The 19077-nt window shown below is 51.9% G+C and carries 14 protein-coding genes; 9 read left to right on the plus strand and 5 right to left on the minus strand.

The window, feature by feature from the left end; all coding sequences use genetic code 11:
* Positions 1-9 precede the first annotated feature (9 nt).
* The 5 genes from FN082_RS07195 to map all read right to left on the minus strand — a co-directional run bounded on the left by FN082_RS07195 (position 10) and on the right by map (position 8194).
* Positions 10-2997 carry a putative mucin/carbohydrate-binding domain-containing protein gene (locus FN082_RS07195; RefSeq protein ID WP_142981363.1) on the minus strand — a complete coding sequence of 996 codons (2988 nt, stop codon included), beginning with the start codon at positions 2995-2997 and terminating at the stop codon, positions 10-12.
* Positions 2998-3195: 198 nt separating this feature from the next.
* Positions 3196-3585, minus strand: a complete 390-nt coding sequence (locus FN082_RS07200; protein ID WP_004098742.1) for a DUF3461 family protein — start codon at positions 3583-3585, stop codon at positions 3196-3198.
* 107 nt (positions 3586-3692) lie between these two features.
* Entirely contained in the window at positions 3693-4517 is an 825-nt protein-coding gene (dapD, locus tag FN082_RS07205; RefSeq protein WP_110272474.1) for a 2,3,4,5-tetrahydropyridine-2,6-dicarboxylate N-succinyltransferase, read from the minus strand.
* Between the two features lie 156 nt (positions 4518-4673).
* Positions 4674-7337 carry a bifunctional uridylyltransferase/uridylyl-removing protein GlnD gene (glnD, locus tag FN082_RS07210; protein ID WP_139537038.1) on the minus strand — a complete coding sequence of 888 codons (2664 nt, stop codon included), beginning with the start codon at positions 7335-7337 and terminating at the stop codon, positions 4674-4676.
* Positions 7338-7399: 62 nt separating this feature from the next.
* Entirely contained in the window at positions 7400-8194 is a 795-nt protein-coding gene (gene map / locus FN082_RS07215) for a type I methionyl aminopeptidase (RefSeq protein WP_139537039.1), read from the minus strand.
* Positions 8195-8518: 324 nt separating this feature from the next.
* Here map and rpsB point away from each other — a divergent pair, with 324 nt between their 5' ends.
* The 9 genes from rpsB (at position 8519) to bamA (ending at position 18957) form a co-directional block, all read left to right on the plus strand.
* Entirely contained in the window at positions 8519-9244 is a 726-nt protein-coding gene (rpsB, locus tag FN082_RS07220; RefSeq protein WP_139537040.1) for a 30S ribosomal protein S2, read from the plus strand.
* A 119-nt stretch (positions 9245-9363) separates the two neighbouring features.
* Positions 9364-10215: a translation elongation factor Ts gene (gene tsf, locus FN082_RS07225; RefSeq protein ID WP_139537041.1), complete on the plus strand. Its 852-nt coding sequence runs from the start codon at positions 9364-9366 to the stop codon at positions 10213-10215.
* Between the two features lie 146 nt (positions 10216-10361).
* Positions 10362-11087 (plus strand): UMP kinase, encoded by a 726-nt coding sequence (gene pyrH / locus FN082_RS07230; protein ID WP_004858112.1) that lies wholly within the window; start codon positions 10362-10364, stop codon positions 11085-11087.
* 204 nt (positions 11088-11291) lie between these two features.
* Positions 11292-11849 (plus strand): ribosome recycling factor, encoded by a 558-nt coding sequence (gene frr / locus FN082_RS07235; RefSeq protein WP_112215828.1) that lies wholly within the window; start codon positions 11292-11294, stop codon positions 11847-11849.
* Positions 11850-12073: 224 nt separating this feature from the next.
* Entirely contained in the window at positions 12074-13273 is a 1200-nt protein-coding gene (gene ispC, locus FN082_RS07240) for a 1-deoxy-D-xylulose-5-phosphate reductoisomerase (protein ID WP_139537042.1), read from the plus strand.
* Between the two features lie 242 nt (positions 13274-13515).
* A complete protein-coding gene (gene ispU, locus FN082_RS07250; protein WP_139537043.1) occupies positions 13516-14274 on the plus strand; it encodes a (2E,6E)-farnesyl-diphosphate-specific ditrans,polycis-undecaprenyl-diphosphate synthase in 759 nt (252 codons plus the stop codon).
* 12 nt (positions 14275-14286) lie between these two features.
* Entirely contained in the window at positions 14287-15144 is an 858-nt protein-coding gene (gene cdsA / locus FN082_RS07255; protein WP_112215830.1) for a phosphatidate cytidylyltransferase, read from the plus strand.
* A gap of 11 nt (positions 15145-15155) precedes the next feature.
* A complete protein-coding gene (rseP, locus tag FN082_RS07260; RefSeq protein ID WP_139537045.1) occupies positions 15156-16508 on the plus strand; it encodes a sigma E protease regulator RseP in 1353 nt (450 codons plus the stop codon).
* A 31-nt stretch (positions 16509-16539) separates the two neighbouring features.
* Positions 16540-18957: an outer membrane protein assembly factor BamA gene (gene bamA, locus FN082_RS07265; protein ID WP_142464256.1), complete on the plus strand. Its 2418-nt coding sequence runs from the start codon at positions 16540-16542 to the stop codon at positions 18955-18957.
* Positions 18958-19077 lie beyond the last annotated feature (120 nt).

Genomic DNA, 19077 nt, shown 5'->3' on the forward strand with positions numbered 1-19077 from the left:
GATGACGAATTACAGGCGCTGAAGCCCACGGGCAGTGACTTGCCAGGTCACGGTATTAGGCTGTTGCCAGGATTTGCCATTTAGCGGGTTGATAATGACGGAACGCTCTCCTGCTTCGGCATGGAATACTTCGATGGTGTAGCCTTCATCTAATATTGCCGTATCAATATAGTCGCCAAGCTCCGACGAACCTTTAATTGACTGGCGATAAACTACCGTACCGCGCGTATTGTAGACGTTGACTGTCGCATAAGTTATTGAAAAATCTTTATGCGGCACGCCGGGAACGGCGGTAAAAGTCAGCTGCCCGTTGCCAATATCCATCTCCATACTGGCAAAACGGATGTCATTATCGCCAAGTAGCTGCCAGGTGAATTGATCGCCATATAGCGCGGCGACATCCTGCGTTTCCTCCTCTGTTTCCGCAGTATCTTCTTCCGGCTCCGTTGGCGTTAGCGTGTATTCTTCCAGTCCCTCTTTCACCACGCGCCAGCTATTGTATTTCTTCAGCGTTACGGCGCCATTGCTTGTGTTGTTGCTTGCGCTGGAGCGGAACGGCTCATCATGGAAAATATCAATAATCATATTTTCCTGTAAGGCGATAGTTTCGCTGCTTGCTGAATTATTAGTGGCGCCGATATAGCTGCGGTTATAGAGCACGACGTCATTTTGGCTCTTCACGGTGATATTGGCGTACATCGTAGAGGTGTAATACGCATGTGGATAGCCGGAACGCGTTGCGATCGTCATGGTTTGTTGCTGGTTATCAATGACTATCTGGCAGAATTCATTATTTCCTTGTCCTTTCAGATGCAATGTAACGCTCTTGCCCGTCAGTTCGCCGGGTGCGCTGTTATCCGTGGGAAGCGCGTCGGCATACTCCTTACTCAGAGCGCTGCGTGCGGGTTCCTCAATGTGGGGAAGCATCAGCCAGAGATCGTTTTTACTCGCAGCGTTGTCCTGGTCGGAAGACAGGGCCAGGTCGCGGATCCGTTGCGCGTTATGCTGGAAGATAGCCTGTAAATCTTCTGCCGGATTGTTGTTCAGCATAAAGTTGTACAGTCCATTATCATCAATGCGCAGCAGCTGATATTTTTCTTTCGCCACCAGCGTCAGATAGCCTGGGGAAGCTTTCAGACGGCCCGGTTCGGCATGATAAATATAGAGGTGATAGTGAGGGCTGAATGGAATGACCACCTTACCGGTGGTGCAATTCGTTCCGTTCATCTTTTGTTCAAAGACTTTTTCGCCGCTCGCGGAGAGTACGGTTACGCTGGCATATAGCTGGTTAGCGAAGTAGCTGTGCGGGGTCGCGTTAGTCACATTCATGATCAGCTGGCTGTTTTCGTAATCAACGGACAAACGGGCGAAAAGATTATCGCTAAGACCTAAAAAGTTAAATACCGCGTTGCGTCCGGCCGTATCTTCCTGCGGGACATAGTTAACGGTAATCGCGTTAAGACCTTCCCGGATGGTGATGTAGTGGGTGTCCGGGAGATATTTTTGCGAGCGGCCCTTAGGTAAATCGATATGGTAAATACCGATTGGAACATCGCTCAGCGTCAGTGTGTTATCGTTGACAACCATCGAGTAGCGAGTTCCACAGTTGTCCTTGATAGTGAGGGTGCGGCCATAGATTTGCTCCGGGCGGTCGATAGCCAGCGTCAGGGACAGGTTGCCTTTTTTATTTAGCTGCGCCAGCTCGCCGTTATCCACCAGCCAGACGCTGGAATCCAGCCCCAGCTGCTGACGCGCGCTTTCCCATTCGCTTTGCGGCAACAGATCGTAGAGCGGCCAGAGCGGTTTTGCCGCCTGCGCGGCGATTTGCTCGCGGGTAGTGGCTTCCGTCGTCACGCCGCATAAGTTGATAAAAGGAGTCACGTCATAGCCGGCTGAGGTAGCAATGGCGTTCGCCAGCATATCGGCAAGATGGTAATCCGATGGCTGGAAGTTTTCGCTATTGGCCAGTTTGCGATAGTTCTGGTTGAAGGTACTGAAGGATTTTGAACCTGCTTTAAGCAACATCAACATCAGGAATTGTAAGCGAGGGCGAAGGCCCCAACTGCTGAGCGGTTCACGGTTTTTGATGTGGTTGATCAGTTGCTGCTCTAGCGTGGACTGTTGGCCATAATTATATAACCAGCCATCGGTATATAGATGATTATCCTGGCTAAGCGTGTGTTGTTGGTAGAAAGAGGCGTAAATATTGTTCCACACTTCATTGACGGGGATATCGGCGTCTTGCATAAATTTGCCCTGATAGCCGTGGCCGATTTCATGAAGAATAACCCACTGTGTGGCAACGTTATCGAGCCAGCCCTCCCCAACCGTTGAGGCGTTTTGCGCGCACCAGGTAGGGAGATAGTAGGCCGCGCCGACGCCATGTTTATCCGCCCGAATGAAGTAGCGGTTGGCAATGTTCTTATCCAGCGGCGAGTCCGGGTTATCGCTTAGCCCGGCCCATTCGTTATAGTGAGTGATAACGTTTGTGTAGTAGCTGTGCAAGGCGGACAGACCCGCTTTCATGGCATTGTCGCGATCGGCGTAAGGCAGCAGAAGGTTGATAACATCCAGATCGACCAGCGCGAACGGCGACGCGTTTTTCTCCCAGGTGAGGAAGAACGTATCTTCGGATTGATCCTTTTTCCAGAATGGTAGCGGCGCTGTGCTTGCCGGTTGCTGGTAAACAACCTTGAACTCGCCGGGTTGCCCGGTAAACAGGGTATCGATAAAGGGGACGGAGTCTACCGTCGTGCTGACCGTCTGCCAGCTGCTGCTCAGGGTGATGCTTTTCTCTACCTCTGTATCATTACAGAGCAGGCGCAGCGTTGCTTTGCCATTGCTGATATCCGGCTGGCGGATTTGGAGCTGCGTATTGGCGGGCAGAATAAAACCCAGCGCCTGGCGATCGTGTTTACGCCCTTTTTCAAAGCCTGCGTTATCAAGCCAGGGAGCGGACTGCAATGAATAACATGTTTGTTCAATTTCCTGTGTCATCGTTATGACCTCCTTTATATGGATAATTGAACATATATGAAATATTTAATCTTTTAATTCATATGGATAGCTAAATGGTGTGAAATGATATTAGATAAGAAAAACTGATATCCGATGGTGTTGCGGGTGATGAGCAAGTGAGGCAAAAGAGGATGAGGAACGGGATGCCGGGCCAGAATCTGGCCCGAACATGAAGAGTTATTTGTTGCGCGTCAGTTTTTCCAGATCGGATTCGATTTCGCTGATCTTATTGGTGACAACGCTTTCCAGATGACGCAGATCGTCAAGGATCTTGCGCTTAAGATCGATTTCAGTGCGATCGCGTTGGCAAATTTGATCCAGTTCATCGATGATATAGCGCAGGTTCGGGCTGATTTCCTGGACTTCTTTATATCCCTGACCAACGCCATCGGCGACAACGGTTTTACGCTGGCGCGGGTATTTGAACTTAACGCTTTTGGCGAAAAACTCGCCTTTATCCTTCTGAAAGTAGATTTTCAGAATGTCGTTATTGGCTTCCTGCCGCAGGCTATAGCGATCGATTTCATCAGGATTGGTAATACCAAGACTTTTCAGATTATCGTACATAACGGTACCTTTGATATCATCGTAATCTTTGAATAATTAACGAAAAAATCTATCTTCGCCAGCTTAATATATAAAAAAAGCGGGATGCCTCCCGCTTTTTATACTGCTTAGTCGATGGTACGCAGAAGTTCGTTGATTCCGACCTTGCCGCGCGTTTTCGCGTCGACTTTCTTCACGATGACCGCGCAGTACAGGCTGTATTTGCCATCTTTCGACGGCAGGTTGCCGGATACCACTACGGAACCCGCAGGAACGCGACCGTAGAATACTTCACCGGTTTCGCGATCGTAGATTTTGGTGCTCTGGCCCAGATACACGCCCATGGAGATAACGGAACCTTCTTCGACGATTACGCCTTCGACGACTTCGGAACGCGCGCCGATGAAGCAGTTATCTTCGATGATAGTTGGGTTTGCCTGCAGCGGCTCCAGTACGCCACCGATGCCGACGCCGCCGGACAGGTGAACGTTTTTGCCGATCTGCGCGCAGGAACCGACGGTCGCCCAGGTATCAACCATGGAGCCTTCGTCAACGTATGCGCCGATGTTCACGTAAGATGGCATCAGAACCGTGTTGCGAGCGATAAACGCGCCCTGGCGAACGGCCGCTGGCGGAACCACGCGGAAACCTTCTTTCTGGAAACGCGCTTCATCATAATCCGCAAACTTCATTGGGACTTTATCGAAGTAGCGGCTTTCCGCACCATCGATAACCTGGTTATCGTTAATACGGAAAGAGAGCAGAACCGCTTTCTTCAGCCACTGATGGGTTACCCACTGACCGTCGATTTTTTCAGCGACGCGCAGTGCGCCGGAATCAAGCAGAGAAATCACCTGATTAACCGCTTCGCGGGTTACGGTATCCACGTTTGCCGGCGTGATGTCGGCGCGACGCTCAAAGGCGGACTCAATAATATTCTGTAATTGCTGCATCGTTTCTCTTTCCATTTATACACTTCATCCTTCAAGCTGCCTCTGCATTAGCTGCGCTTGTTCGCTCCAGTCACAGACTATCGTAAGCTCCTGAGGCTCTCTCCCTGGCCGCCTTGATGCAGCTCGAATGACTTTGTGTATGTACATTTAAATTCGCTACCCTTTATCGTTTGGATTGAGGGCCTCTGTCAACCGTTGTTGCACTTCTTGCTGTAGCTCATTATTAAGGGCACGCCGGTCTGCCGTGGCGATTATAAATAAATCTTCTACTCGCTCACCAATTGTCGTAATTCTCGCCCCGTGGAGCGAAATTCCGAGGTCGGCAAACACCTGGCCAACGCGCGCTAACAGACCCGGCTGATCGAGGGCGATTAGCTCAAGGAACGATTTTCGATCGGTATGCGTTGGCAGGAAGTTAACCTCCGTCGGGACGGAAAAATGTCGCAATTTTGCCGCCTGACGACGCGGAGCTGGTGGCTGCCAGCTACGTTGGGTAATAGTCTGCTCCAGCCCCAGACGGATCATTTCGTGCCTGTCGGCGGAAAGCGGGCTGCCGTCTGGCTCAAGAACGATAAAGGTATCCATTGCCATGCCGTCACGGGTGGTGAAGATTTGCGCATCGTGGACGCTCAGATTACGCCTGTCCAGTTCACCGCAGACCGCAGCAAACAGATACGGCCTGTCCGGGCTCCAGATAAAAATTTCGGTACCGCCGCGCGTGGCGTGGGAACTGAGCAGGATCATCGGTTTGCTGAGATCGTGCTGAAGCAGGTTACGCGCATGCCAGGCAAGCTGGTTTGGCGTATGGCGCACGAAGTAGTTGGCGCGGCAGCGGTTCCAGATTTGGTGCAGGGCACGCTCATCAATATTTTCCATCCGCAGCAGCGCCAGCGCCTGTAGCTGGTGGTGACGTACTCGTTCGCGCATATCCGGGGTGTTTTGCATCCCCCGGCGCAGCTGTTTTTCGGTGGCGAAGTAGAGCTCGCGCAGCAGGCTTTGCTTCCAGCTATTCCACAGATTTTCGTTGGTGGCGCAGATATCGGCAACGGTCAGGCAGACCAGATAGTGCAGGCGGTTCTCGGTTTGCACCTCTTCGGCAAACTGCTTAATCACTTCCGGGTCCTGAATATCGCGACGCTGGGCGGTGACCGACATCAGCAGATGATGGCGCACCAGCCAGGCGACCAGCTGGGTTTCACGTGAATTCAGACCATGAAGTTCTGCGAATTTGAGCACGTCCTGTGCGCCGAGAATCGAATGGTCACCGCCGCGGCCTTTGGCGATGTCGTGGAAGAGGGCGGCAATAAAGATTAACTCTGGATGCGTCAGGCGTGGCCACAGCTCAACGCACAGCGGATGACGGCTGCGGGTCTCTTCTTTGGCGAAACTCTCGAGCTTCAACAGTACGCGAATAGTGTGTTCATCAACGGTATAGGCGTGAAACAGGTCGAACTGCATCTGACCGACAATATGCGACCACTGCGGCATATAGGCCCACAGTACGCTATGGCGATGCATTGGCAGCAGCCCGCGGCTGACCGCTCCCTGATGGCGTAGCATACTGAGGAATAGGGTTCGCGCTTCCGGGATATAGCAAAGCGGCTGCGTCAGATGGCGACGGGCGTGGCGCAGATGGCGAAGCGTGGTGGAGTAGATACCGGTGATGCTACTGTTACGCACCATCATATAGAACATGCGCAGAATAGCCTGCGGTTCGCGAATAAACAGCGTGTCATCGCGTAGATCGATAAGCGTACCGCGCAGTTGAAAATCATCATCAATGGGTCGCGGTTTCTCATCCTCGGTAAGCGCGAGAATGGCTTCTTCGAACAGCTGGATCAGCATATGGTTAAGCTCACTTACCCGACGCGTGACGCGGAAGAAATCCTTCATCATATGTTCGATCGGTTGGTTGCTTTCACCTTCATAACGCAGACGGCGGGCGACGCTGAACTGCCTGTCGAATAGCAAGCGGTTATCGTAGCGATTAAGCTCAAGGTGTAGAGCAAAACGAATACGCCATAGCTGATGCAGGCACTCGTTAAGCTCGTTGCGCTCGGCTTCAGTGAGGAAACCGAAGCCCACCATCTCATCAAGCGAAGTGGCGCCGAAATGGCGGCGAGCGATCCACTGCAGAGTATGAATATCGCGCAGGCCGCCGGGGCTGCTTTTCACGTCCGGCTCCAGGTTGTAGCTGGTACCGTGATAACGCTGATGGCGTATATTCTGCTCTTCAATCTTTGCTGCAAAGAATTTTTCCGATGGCCAGAAACCGTCGCTGAAGATGTGCTTTTGCAGTTCAAGAAATAGCGCGACATCGCCGATAAGCAGGCGTGATTCAATCAGATTGGTGGCGACGCTGAGATCTGACAGCCCTTCCAGCAGGCACTCTTCAAGGGTGCGTACGCTGTGGCCGACTTCCAGTTTGATATCCCACAGTAGCGTCAGCAGCTCGCCAACCTTTTGCGCCTGCTCATCGGGCAGCTTTTTGCGGCTCAGAATCAGCAGGTCAATATCAGAAAGCGGATGGAGTTCACCGCGGCCATAGCCACCAACGGCGACTAAAGCGATGTCGTTGATTGAACCGAAACCGTATTCAACCCACAAACGCTGGAGTAGCTGATCGATAAATTCAGTACGTGCTTCAATCAGTCTTTCTGCGGCGATCCCGCTATCAAAAGCTTCGCCCAGCCAGTGCTGGAAAGTGTCGATATGCGTCTTAATAGCGGCGCAGTTGAAATCGCTCTGCGGCCAGTCGCCCGGATTATCCGGCTGGCCAGACAGGGAAGGGGAGACGGTATCAGATAAAGAGTTGCTCATCGCGCCACCATAAGAAAAAACTATCGCCCGTCATAAAAAAGCCGGCTGGCGCCGGCTTTTCATCATTCGTTGTGCGAGATTATCGCCGGGATGGTGTCATCCTTGCGTAACGTCAGTATTTCGCAGCCGTTGTCTGTCACCACAATAGTATGCTCATACTGCGCAGACAAGCTTCGGTCTTTGGTTTTTACCGTCCAGCCATCTTTCATGCTGCGGATCTCTTTTTTACCCGCATTGACCATCGGCTCAATAGTGAAGGTCATGCCCGGTTTGAGAACCACGTTGGTTTCCGCAGAGTCGTAGTGCAGCACTTGAGGCTCTTCATGGAAACCACGGCCGATGCCGTGACCGCAATATTCGCGGACAACGGAGAAGCCCTCGGCTTCGACGAATTTCTGGATAGCCGCGCCGATGGTGCGTAGGTTAATACCCGGTTTAACCATTTTGAGCGCCAGATACAGGCTTTCCTGGGTGATGCGACACAGGCGCTCGCCGAGAATTGTTGGTTTACCAACGATAAACATCTTCGAGGTGTCGCCGTGGAAATCATCTTTAATCACGGTAACGTCGATATTGACGATATCGCCATCTTTCAGCAATTTCTCGTCGTCCGGGATCCCGTGGCACACCACTTCATTAATAGAGATGCAGACGGATTTTGGATAGCCGTGATAGCCCAGGCAGGCGGAAATGGCTTTTTGCTCGTTAACGATATAATCGTTGCAGATGCGGTCCAGTTCACCGGTGCTGACGCCCGGTTTGACGTAGGGTTCGATCATTTCCAGCACTTCAGCGGCCAGGCGACCGGCAACGCGCATTTTTTCGATGTCTTCAGATGTCTTGATAGAAATAGCCATGGATAGTGTCCAGCAGTGTCGATTTTTTCGACAATAATAGATTATGTCCGATCAATGTTAACAGTCCGGGTGTCCTGCTGCCAAATTGAGAATCATTAACAGCACGCTACGTCAACAACAGTTGGTGTCTGGATTGGTTTTGTGGTATAAAGCGCGCCGGACTTCTGTTCCATTCGAAGACTACACAAGATGGACTGAAGCGACAAATCTCACTTTGTGTAATAACACACACGTATCGGCACATATTCCGGGGTGCCCTTTGGGGTCGGTAATATGGGATACGTGGAGGCATAACCCCAACTTTTATCTATAGAGGTTTTAAACATGGCAACTGTTTCCATGCGCGACATGCTCAAGGCTGGTGTTCACTTTGGTCACCAGACCCGTTACTGGAACCCGAAAATGAAGCCTTTCATCTTCGGCGCGCGTAACAAAGTTCACATCATCAACCTTGAGAAAACTGTACCGATGTTCAACGAAGCTCTGGCTGAACTGAACAAGATCTCTTCTCGTAAAGGCAAAATCCTTTTCGTTGGTACTAAACGCGCTGCAAGCGAAGCGGTAAAAGACGCTGCGAACAGCTGCGACCAGTTCTTCGTGAACCATCGCTGGCTGGGCGGTATGCTGACTAACTGGAAAACCGTTCGTCAGTCTATCAAACGTCTGAAAGACCTGGAAACTCAGTCCCAGGACGGTACTTTCGACAAGCTGACCAAGAAAGAAGCGCTGATGCGCACTCGTGAGCTGGACAAGCTGGAAAACAGCCTGGGCGGTATCAAAGACATGGGCGGCCTGCCGGACGCACTGTTCGTTATCGACGCTGACCACGAGCACATCGCAATCAAAGAAGCAAACAACCTGGGTATTCCGGTATTTGCTATCGTTGATACTAACTCCGATCCGGACGGCGTTGACTTCGTTATCCCGGGTAACGACGACGCAATCCGTGCGGTTAGCCTGTACCTGGGCGCTGTTGCTGCTACCGTTCGTGAAGGCCGTTCTCAGGATCTGGCTTCCCAGGCGGAAGAAAGCTTCGTAGAAGCTGAATAATAAGGCACACCCTTATTTAGTACCGTGTATAAATAGGGGCCTCTTAGCGGCCCCTTTTTCACTTTCAAATCTGTCTGGTTCCTGTAACCGGGCAGATAATATCTCCCGAGGATTTAAGAATGGCTGAAATTACCGCATCCCTGGTAAAAGAGCTGCGCGAGCGTACTGGCGCAGGCATGATGGATTGCAAAAAAGCGCTGACTGAAGCGAACGGCGACATTGAGCTGGCAATCGAAAACATGCGTAAGTCCGGTGCTATTAAAGCAGCGAAAAAAGCAGGCAACGTTGCTGCTGACGGCGTAATCATCACTAAAATCGATGGCACCTACGGCATCATTCTGGAAGTTAACTGCCAGACTGACTTCGTGGCTAAAGATGGTGGTTTCCAGGCATTTGCTAACAAAGTTCTGGACGCAGCTGTTGCTGGCAAAATCACTGACGTTGAAGTTCTGAAAGCGCAGTTCGAAGAAGAACGCGTAGCGCTGGTTGCTAAAATCGGTGAGAACATCAACATCCGTCGCGTTTCTTCCCTGGAAGGCGAAGTTCTGGGTTCTTACCAGCACGGCGCGCGTATCGGCGTTCTGGTTGCGGCTAAAGGCGCGAGCGAAGAGCTGGTTAAACAGCTGGCTATGCACATCGCTGCAAGCAAGCCTGAATTCGTTAAGCCGGAAGACGTTTCCGCTGACGTGGTAGAAAAAGAGTACCAGGTTCAGCTGGACATCGCCATGCAGTCTGGTAAACCAAAAGAAATCGCAGAGAAAATGGTTGAAGGCCGCATGAAGAAATTCACCGGCGAAGTTTCTCTGACCGGTCAGCCGTTCGTTATGGACCCGAGCAAATCTGTTGCTCAGCTGCTGAAAGAGCACAACGCTGACGTAACCGGCTTCATCCGCTTTGAAGTGGGTGAAGGCATTGAGAAAGTTGAGACTGACTTTGCAGCAGAAGTTGCTGCGATGTCCAAGCAGTCTTAATTTTCAAAAGGAGCCGCCTGAGGGCGGCTTCTTTTTGCGCCTAATGTGTAAATTCAGCCAACCGCTATAGTGGGCACGCTGAAAAGCGACGTACAATGTCGCCGGAATTAACTCATCTCATTCGTTGACAGTCTCAGGAAAGAAACATGGCTACCAATGCAAAACCCGTCTACAAACGTATTCTGCTTAAGTTAAGTGGCGAAGCTCTGCAAGGTTCAGAAGGCTTCGGTATTGATGCAAGCATACTTGACCGCATGGCTCAGGAAATCAAAGAACTGGTTGAGCTGGGTATTCAGGTTGGCGTAGTGATTGGTGGCGGTAACCTGTTCCGTGGTGCTGGTCTGGCGAAAGCGGGTATGAACCGCGTTGTGGGCGACCACATGGGCATGCTGGCAACGGTCATGAACGGCCTGGCAATGCGTGATTCTCTCCATCGCGCCTATGTGAACGCCCGCCTGATGTCAGCGATTCCGCTGAACGGTGTGTGCGATAACTACAGCTGGGCTGAAGCTATCAGCCTGCTGCGTAACAACCGCGTGGTGATTCTTTCCGCGGGCACCGGTAACCCATTCTTTACCACCGACTCCGCAGCTTGCCTGCGCGGTATTGAAATTGAAGCCGATGTTGTTCTGAAAGCAACGAAAGTTGACGGTGTATTTACCGCAGACCCGGCCAAAGATCCTTCTGCTACCATGTACGATCAGCTGACCTACAGCGAAGTGCTGGATAAAGAGCTGAAAGTGATGGATCTTGCAGCCTTTACCCTGGCTCGTGACCACAAACTGCCGATTCGCGTATTCAATATGAATAAGCCTGGCGCGCTGCGTCGCGTGGTGATGGGTGAAAAAGAAGGCACATTAATTACGGAGTAATTCCCGTCAGCGTCAAATGCGGGTAATATTCGGCCTTACTTTTACGGGTTTATGGCCCGATGGTTTTCAACATGCTCATGGATGGAATACTGCGGTTGACCCGTAGTATGAAATACGTTGAGCATAAACATGACTATACTTAGCTCACTTTTGTGGTGGGCGACCGTCTGGTCTGTCTGAGACAAGTTTTCAAGGATTCGTAACGTGATTAGCGATATCAGAAAAGATGCTGAAGTACGCATGGATAAATGCGTCGAAGCGTTCAAAACCCAAATCAGCAAAATACGCACGGGTCGTGCTTCTCCCAGCCTGCTGGATGGCATTATCGTGGAATACTACGGTACGCCGACTCCGCTGCGCCAGTTGGCTAGCGTAACGGTAGAAGACTCCCGCACGCTGAAGATTAACGTCTTCGATCGCTCCATGAGCCCGGCCGTTGAGAAAGCGATTATGGCTTCCGACCTTGGTCTGAACCCAAGCTCTGCCGGTAGCGATATCCGCGTTCCGCTGCCGCCTCTGACCGAAGAACGTCGTAAAGATCTGACCAAAATCGTGCGTGGTGAAGCTGAACAGGCGCGCGTTGCCGTGCGTAACGTTCGTCGCGACGCCAACGACAAAGTAAAAGCACTTCTGAAAGAGAAAGAGATCAGCGAAGACGACGATCGCCGCTCTCAGGACGACGTGCAAAAAATGACCGACGCTGCTATCAAGAAAGTTGATGCGGCGCTGGCGGATAAAGAAGCGGAACTGATGCAGTTCTGATTCTCTGCCAATTCGCGGGCCGGAAGTGCGGCCTGCGTAAAATCTGAAACGCCGTACAGGAGACCGTACGCTCAATTTTCGGGATTGCGTTTAGACGGCTGGCCTTGTAGCCTTTGGCACCATGTCAAAGGCTCTGTGCCTCCGCTCTCACCTGATAATTGATGCATAAGGGCTTGCTGGCGGCGTTTTGCTTTTTATCCTGTCTTAATTCTTCTGGGCGTCTCATGAAGCAATTAACCGTTCTCGGTTCGACCGGTTCTATCGGCTGCAGCACGCTGGATGTGGTGCGCCATAATCCTGACTGCTTTTCTATTACCGCGCTGGTCGCCGGGAAAAATGTCGACCGCATGGTTGAACAATGTCTGGAATTTTCCCCTCGTTACGCGGTTATGGATGATGCGCACAGTGCTGAGCTGTTGCGGACAAAACTCCGCGAACACGGCAGCCGTACTGAAGTCATGAGTGGCCAGCAGGCCGCTGCTGAGGTTGCGGCACTGGACGATGTTGATCAGGTGATGGCGGCGATTGTCGGAGCGGCAGGGCTGGTACCGACGCTGTCAGCCATTCGCGCCGGGAAAACGGTGCTGCTGGCGAACAAAGAGTCGCTAGTGACCTGTGGTCGCCTGTTTATGGAGGCGGTGCAGCAGTTCGGGGCTCGTCTGCTGCCGGTTGATAGCGAACACAATGCGATTTTTCAGAGTATGCCGGAAACAATTCAACACAATCTGGGATACGCTGATTTAACGCAGAACGGCGTGGCGTCGATTCTGCTGACCGGCTCCGGGGGCCCTTTTCGGGAAACGGCGATTTCCGAACTGGCGGCAATGACGCCAGACCAGGCCTGTAATCATCCAAACTGGTCAATGGGGCGCAAAATTTCCGTCGACTCAGCCACCATGATGAACAAGGGACTGGAGTATATCGAAGCTCGCTGGTTGTTTAATGCCTCAGCGCAGCAAATGGAAGTCCTGATCCATCCACAATCGGTAATTCATTCGATGGTGCGCTACCAGGATGGCAGCGTCCTGGCGCAGCTCGGCGAGCCGGATATGCGTACGCCGATTGCCCACACTATGGGGTGGCCAAAGCGTCTTAACTCTGGAGTGAAACCGCTGAACTTTTGCCAGTTGAGTAACCTGAGCTTCTCCGCACCGGATTACGGGCGTTATCCTTGCCTGAAGCTGGCGATGGATGCCTTTGATGTGGGGCAGGCGGCGACAACGGCGCTGAATGCGGCGAATGAAGTCTCCGTAGCCGCGTTCCTGAACGGTGATATCCGTTTCACTGATATTGCAGCAGTCAATCAGTCGGTCCTGGATCAACAGACGCTAAATGAGCCGCAAAGTATTGATGAAGTGCTGGAGATTGACGCGATGGCTCGGGTGAGCGCAAGCCAGTTACTGGCCGCTCGGAGCAAATTCTGATACTCACTGTGATATTTGTGGGCGCTGGGCTTCGGTGATATAGTCTGCGCCACCCGATCGTTGCATTTTGTTGTGAAAGATTACGGTGGCCGTGGCAAAACACGGCTTTTTTGCGTAAAGCTTTTGGTTGTTCTCTGCGATTGGCCGTAGCTCCGGTACCGGATAAAAATGCGTATCCAGCGCTGACCGGTGGCCCGTGTTTGGTGGCTTAGCTAATCCTTATTATGGACTTAAAACGCGTTATGTTGTCTGCTAATCAAACTGTCAGCGAAATGTCGCCTGCGCATGGTTGTCGCCATGTTGCCATTATTATGGACGGCAACGGTCGCTGGGCGAAACGGCAAGGAAAAATTCGTGCTTTCGGCCATAAAGCCGGCGCGAAGTCCGTGCGTCGCGCCGTCTCTTTCGCGGCTAATAATGGTATTGAAGCGTTGACGTTATACGCGTTCAGTAGTGAAAACTGGAACCGCCCGGCGCAGGAAGTCAGTGCGCTGATGGAGCTGTTTGTCTGGGCGTTGGATAGCGAAGTGAAAAGCCTGCACAGGCATAATGTGCGTCTGCGTATTATCGGTGAGACCACGCGCTTCAATGCGCGTTTGCAAGAGCGTATCCGCAAAGCGGAAGCATTGACTGAGAATAACACCGGCTTGACCTTGAACATTGCCGCGAACTACGGTGGACGCTGGGATATCGTTCAGGGCGTTCGACATCTGGCCAAACAGGTACAAGACGGGGCACTCGAGCCCGATCAAATCACGGAAGAGATGCTGAGTCAGCAGGTCTGCATGCATGAACTGGCTCCCGTAGATTTAGTTATTAGGACCGGGGGAGAGCATCGCATTAGTAATTTTTTGATTTGGCAAATTGCCTATGCCGAACTTTACTTTACGGATGTTCTTTGGCCCGATTTCGCTGAACAGGACTTTGAAGGTGCACTCCATGCCTTTGTTAATCGAGAGCGTCGTTTCGGCGGCACTGAGCCGGGTGGCAACAATGCCTGATGGGGGTCACTTTTGCTGAAGTATCGCCTGATTTCTGCTTTCGTCTTAATCCCCGTCGTCATTGCGGCGCTTTTTCTATTGCCGCCTGCGGGTTTTGCCATCGTCACGCTGGTCGTCTGTATGCTCGCTGCGTGGGAGTGGGGGCAATTTAGCGGTTTCACTTCAACAACGCAGAGAGTCTGGCTGTCGGTGCTTTGCGGCCTGCTGCTGGCGCTGATGCTTTTTCTTATGCCGGAATACCATTACGACGTTCACCAACCGTTGGTTGAGGGGTCGCTATGGGCATCATTTGGCTGGTGGATAGTTGCGCTTATTTTGGTACTGACCTATCCCGCTTCTGCCGCCTTCTGGCGTAACTCAAAAACGCTACGTCTGATTTTTGGCATCCTGACCATTGTCCCCTTTTTTTGGGGCATGCTGGCGCTGCGCGCCTGGCATTATGCCGATGATCACTACAGCGGTGCGCTGTGGTTGCTGTACGTGATGATCCTGGTTTGGGGCGCGGATTCCGGTGCCTACATGTTTGGTAAAATGTTCGGCAAGCATAAGCTGGCGCCAAAAGTGTCTCCGGGCAAAACCTGGCAGGGATTTTTTGGTGGGCTGCTCACGGCGGCAGTTATCTCATGGGCTTACGGCTGGTGGGCTCATCTGGATGTCACGCCGACGGTCCTGCTGGTTTGCTCCGTTATTGCGGCTTTGGCCTCGGTACTTGGCGATCTCACAGAAAGCATGTTTAAACGAGAAGCTGGCATTAAAGATAGCGGGAATCTGATTCCCGGACATGGCGGTATTCTGGATCGTATTGATAGCCTGACGGCTGCGGTACCCGTGTTCGCGTGTCTGCTATTGTTGGTTTTCAGGACGATTTGACGGAAGGTTTTATGCTGAGCGTTCTCTGGAATTTGGCTGCTTTTATTATTGCGTTGGGCGTGTTGATTACCGTCCATGAGTTCGGCCATTTCTGGGTTGCTCGCCGCTGTGGCGTCCGCGTTGAGCGCTTCTCCATTGGTTTTGGTAAAGCTCTCTGGCGGCGCTGCGATAAGCAGGGCACGGAGTTCGTCATTGCTCTTATCCCGTTAGGCGGCTATGTCAAAATGCTCGACGAACGCGTCGAGCCGGTGGCACCCGAGATGCGCCACTACGCCTTCAACAACAAAACCGTTGGTCAGCGTGCTGCTGTTATTGCCGCTGGGCCTATCGCCAACTTCCTTTTTGCTATTTTTGCCTACTGGCTAGTCTTCATTATCGGCGTCCCTGGCGTTCGTCCGGTTGTTGGCGATATCTCGCCCAACTCGATTGCCGCGCAAGCACAAATTGCAAAAGGAACGGAACTTAAAGCGATAGATGGTATCGAAACGCCTGATTGGGATGCAGTGCGTATGGCGCTGGTGGCGAAGATAGGCGATCGGCAAACAATAGTTACCGTCGCCCCTTTCGGGACTAATCAACGCCAGGATAAAATCCTCGATCTGCAGCACTGGGCGTTTGAACCGGATAAACAAGATCCGGTCGCTTCGTTAGGCATTCAGCCGCGCAGCGCGCAGATTGATACCGTCCTGGCAGAAGTTCAATCTAACTCGGCGGCGCAGAAGGCGGGTTTGCAAGCGGGCGACAGGATCGTTAAAGTCGATGGTCAACCGTTAACGCAGTGGATGACGTTTGTTAATCTTGTGCGTGATAATCCGGGAAGTGCGTTAGTTCTGGACATCGAACGGCAGGGGAGTCCTTTATCGGTAACCTTGACGCCAGATTCAAAGTCCACCAGGGGCAAAGCTGAGGGGTTTGCAGGGGTCGTACCTAAGGTCATCCCGCTGCCTGATGAATATAAGACAGTGCGTCAGTACGGGCCGTTTGCCGCCATCGCTGAAGCCACGGATAAAACCTGGCAGCTGATGTCGTTAACGGTCAGGATGCTGGGCAAATTGATAACCGGTGATGTCAAACTGAACAACCTCAGCGGGCCGATTTCTATCGCCCAGGGGGCTGGGATGTCAGCGGAGTACGGGCTGATTTATTACCTGATGTTCCTTGCGCTGATTAGCGTGAACCTCGGAATAATCAACCTGTTCCCGCTTCCTGTTCTTGACGGGGGACATTTGCTGTTTTTGGCGATTGAAAAGCTGAAAGGCGGACCGGTATCCGAGCGAGTTCAAGACTTTAGTTATCGCATTGGCTCAATACTGCTGGTGCTGTTAATGGGGCTTGCACTTTTCAATGATTTCTCTCGGTTGTAAGAGAGTTTGTTAGGAAGAACGCATAATAACGATGGCGATGAAAAAGTTGCTCATAGCGTCGCTGCTGTTTAGCAGCGCAACCGTATACGGTGCTGACGGGTTCGTGGTGAAGGACATTCATTTCGAAGGCCTTCAGCGTGTCGCTGTTGGTGCGGCCCTCCTCAGTATGCCAGTGCGTCCTGGCGATACCGTAACCGATGATGATATCAGTAACACCATCCGTGCTCTGTTTGCCACTGGCAACTTTGAGGACGTTCGCGTTCTGCGCGATGGTGATACCCTGCTGGTGCAGGTGAAAGAGCGTCCAACGATTGCCAGCATCACTTTCTCCGGCAACAAGTCGGTGAAAGATGACATGCTCAAGCAAAACCTTGAGGCATCCGGCGTACGCGTAGGGGAATCCCTCGACCGCACTACGCTTGCTGATATCGAAAAAGGGCTGGAAGATTTCTACTACAGCGTCGGTAAGTACAGCGCCAGCGTAAAAGCTGTCGTGACGCCGCTGCCGCGTAACCGTGTCGACCTGAAACTGGTATTCCAGGAAGGCGTCTCGGCGAAAATCCAGCAGATCAACATCGTCGGCAACCATGCATTCAGCACCGATGAACTGATTTCTACCTTCCAACTGCGCGATGAAGTGCCATGGTGGAACGTAGTTGGCGATCGTAAATATCAGAAACAGAAGCTGGCTGGTGACCTTGAAACTCTGCGCAGCTACTATCTGGATCGTGGCTATGCTCGTTTCAACATCGATTCCACGCAGGTTAGCCTGACGCCGGATAAAAAAGGTATCTACATCACCATCAACATTACCGAAGGCGATCAGTATAAGCTTTCTGGTGTTCAGGTGACGGGGGACCTGGCAGGACATTCGGCAGAAATCGAAACGCTGACTAAAGTCGAGCCGGGCGAGCTGTATAACGGCACCAAAGTGACCAAAATGGAGAATGACATTAAGAAACTCCTCGGTCGCTACGGCTATGCCTATCCGCGCGTTCAGTCCCAGCCGGAAATCAACGATAGCGATAAGACCGTGAAGCTGCACGTCAACGTGGATGCGGGCAACCGCTACTACGTGCGTAAAATTCGCTTTGAAGGCAACGATACTTCGAAAGATGCCGTTCTGCGTCGCGAAATGCGTCAGATGGAAGGCGCCTGGCTGGGGAGCGACCTGGTCGATCAAGGTAAAGATCGTCTGAACCGCTTAGGCTACTTTGAAACGGTTGATACCGATACGCAGCGCGTACCGGGCAGCCCGGATCAGGTTGACGTTGTTTACAAGGTTAAAGAGCGTAACACCGGTAGCTTTAACTTCGGCGTTGGTTACGGTACTGAGAGCGGTGTGAGCTTCCAGGCCGGCGTTCAGCAGGATAACTGGTTAGGTACAGGTTATTCCGTTGGGATTAACGGTACCAAAAACGATTATCAGACCTATACTGAACTGTCGGTAACCAACCCGTACTTTACCGTGGACGGTGTCAGTCTCGGTGGTCGTGTCTTCTATAACGACTTTGATGCTAACGATGCCGACCTGTCTGACTATACCAATAAAAGTTATGGTACGGACCTCACGTTGGGCTTCCCGGTAAACGAATATAATTCGCTGCGTATGGGCTTGGGCTATGTGCATAACAAGCTGTCTAATATGCAACCCCAGGTGGCGATGGATCGTTACCTTGCATCAATGGGTACAGATAATACCAACAGCTTCTCTGCTGATGATTTCACCTTCAACTACGGTTGGACGTATAACAAGCTGGACCGTGGTTTCTTCCCGACCGAAGGTTCGCGCGTCAACCTGAATGGTAAAGTCACCATTCCCGGCTCTGATAACGAATACTATAAAGCGACGTTGGATACGGCAACCTATGTGCCGATTGATGACGATCACAAATGGGTAGTTTTGGGACGTACCAGACTGGGTTATGGTGACGGTATTGGAAGCAAAGAGATGCCGTTCTATGAGAACTTCTACGCGGGTGGTTCCAGTACCGTGCGTGGCTTCCAGTCTAATACCATCGGTCCGAAGGCGGTCTATAAATCTGGGGCCTATGCTGGGGATGATGATGACTACGAAGAGTGCTCTAATACTGATGGTAAAGACTGTAAATCTGACGATGCGGTCGGTGGTAACGCTATGGCGGTTGCCAGCCTGGAGCTGATCACCCCAACGCCGTTTATCAGTGATAAATATGCGAACTCGGTCCGTACTTCCGTCTTCTGGGATATGGGTACCGTATGGGATACGAACTGGCAGAATACCGCCGACACTCGAGCTATTGGCGTGCCGGACTACAGCGATCCGAACAACATTCGTATGTCTGCGGGTATCGCAGTACAGTGGATGTCGCCGTTAGGGCCGTTGGTATTCTCCTACGCCCAGCCGTTTAAAAAGTACGATGGAGACAAAGCTGAACAATTCCAGTTTAACATCGGTAAAACCTGGTAATTGTGTTAGCTACAATGGAATGTAAGTGCAGTATAGCGCTGACTATTGGCGATAGCTGAGGTTATCGCCTGGCCACGCAAATAACGGTACCCCTGGGTACTCATGGGATGGTAAGGAGTT

The organism is Klebsiella spallanzanii, assembly GCF_902158555.1.
GTDB lineage: Bacteria > Pseudomonadota > Gammaproteobacteria > Enterobacterales > Enterobacteriaceae > Klebsiella > Klebsiella spallanzanii.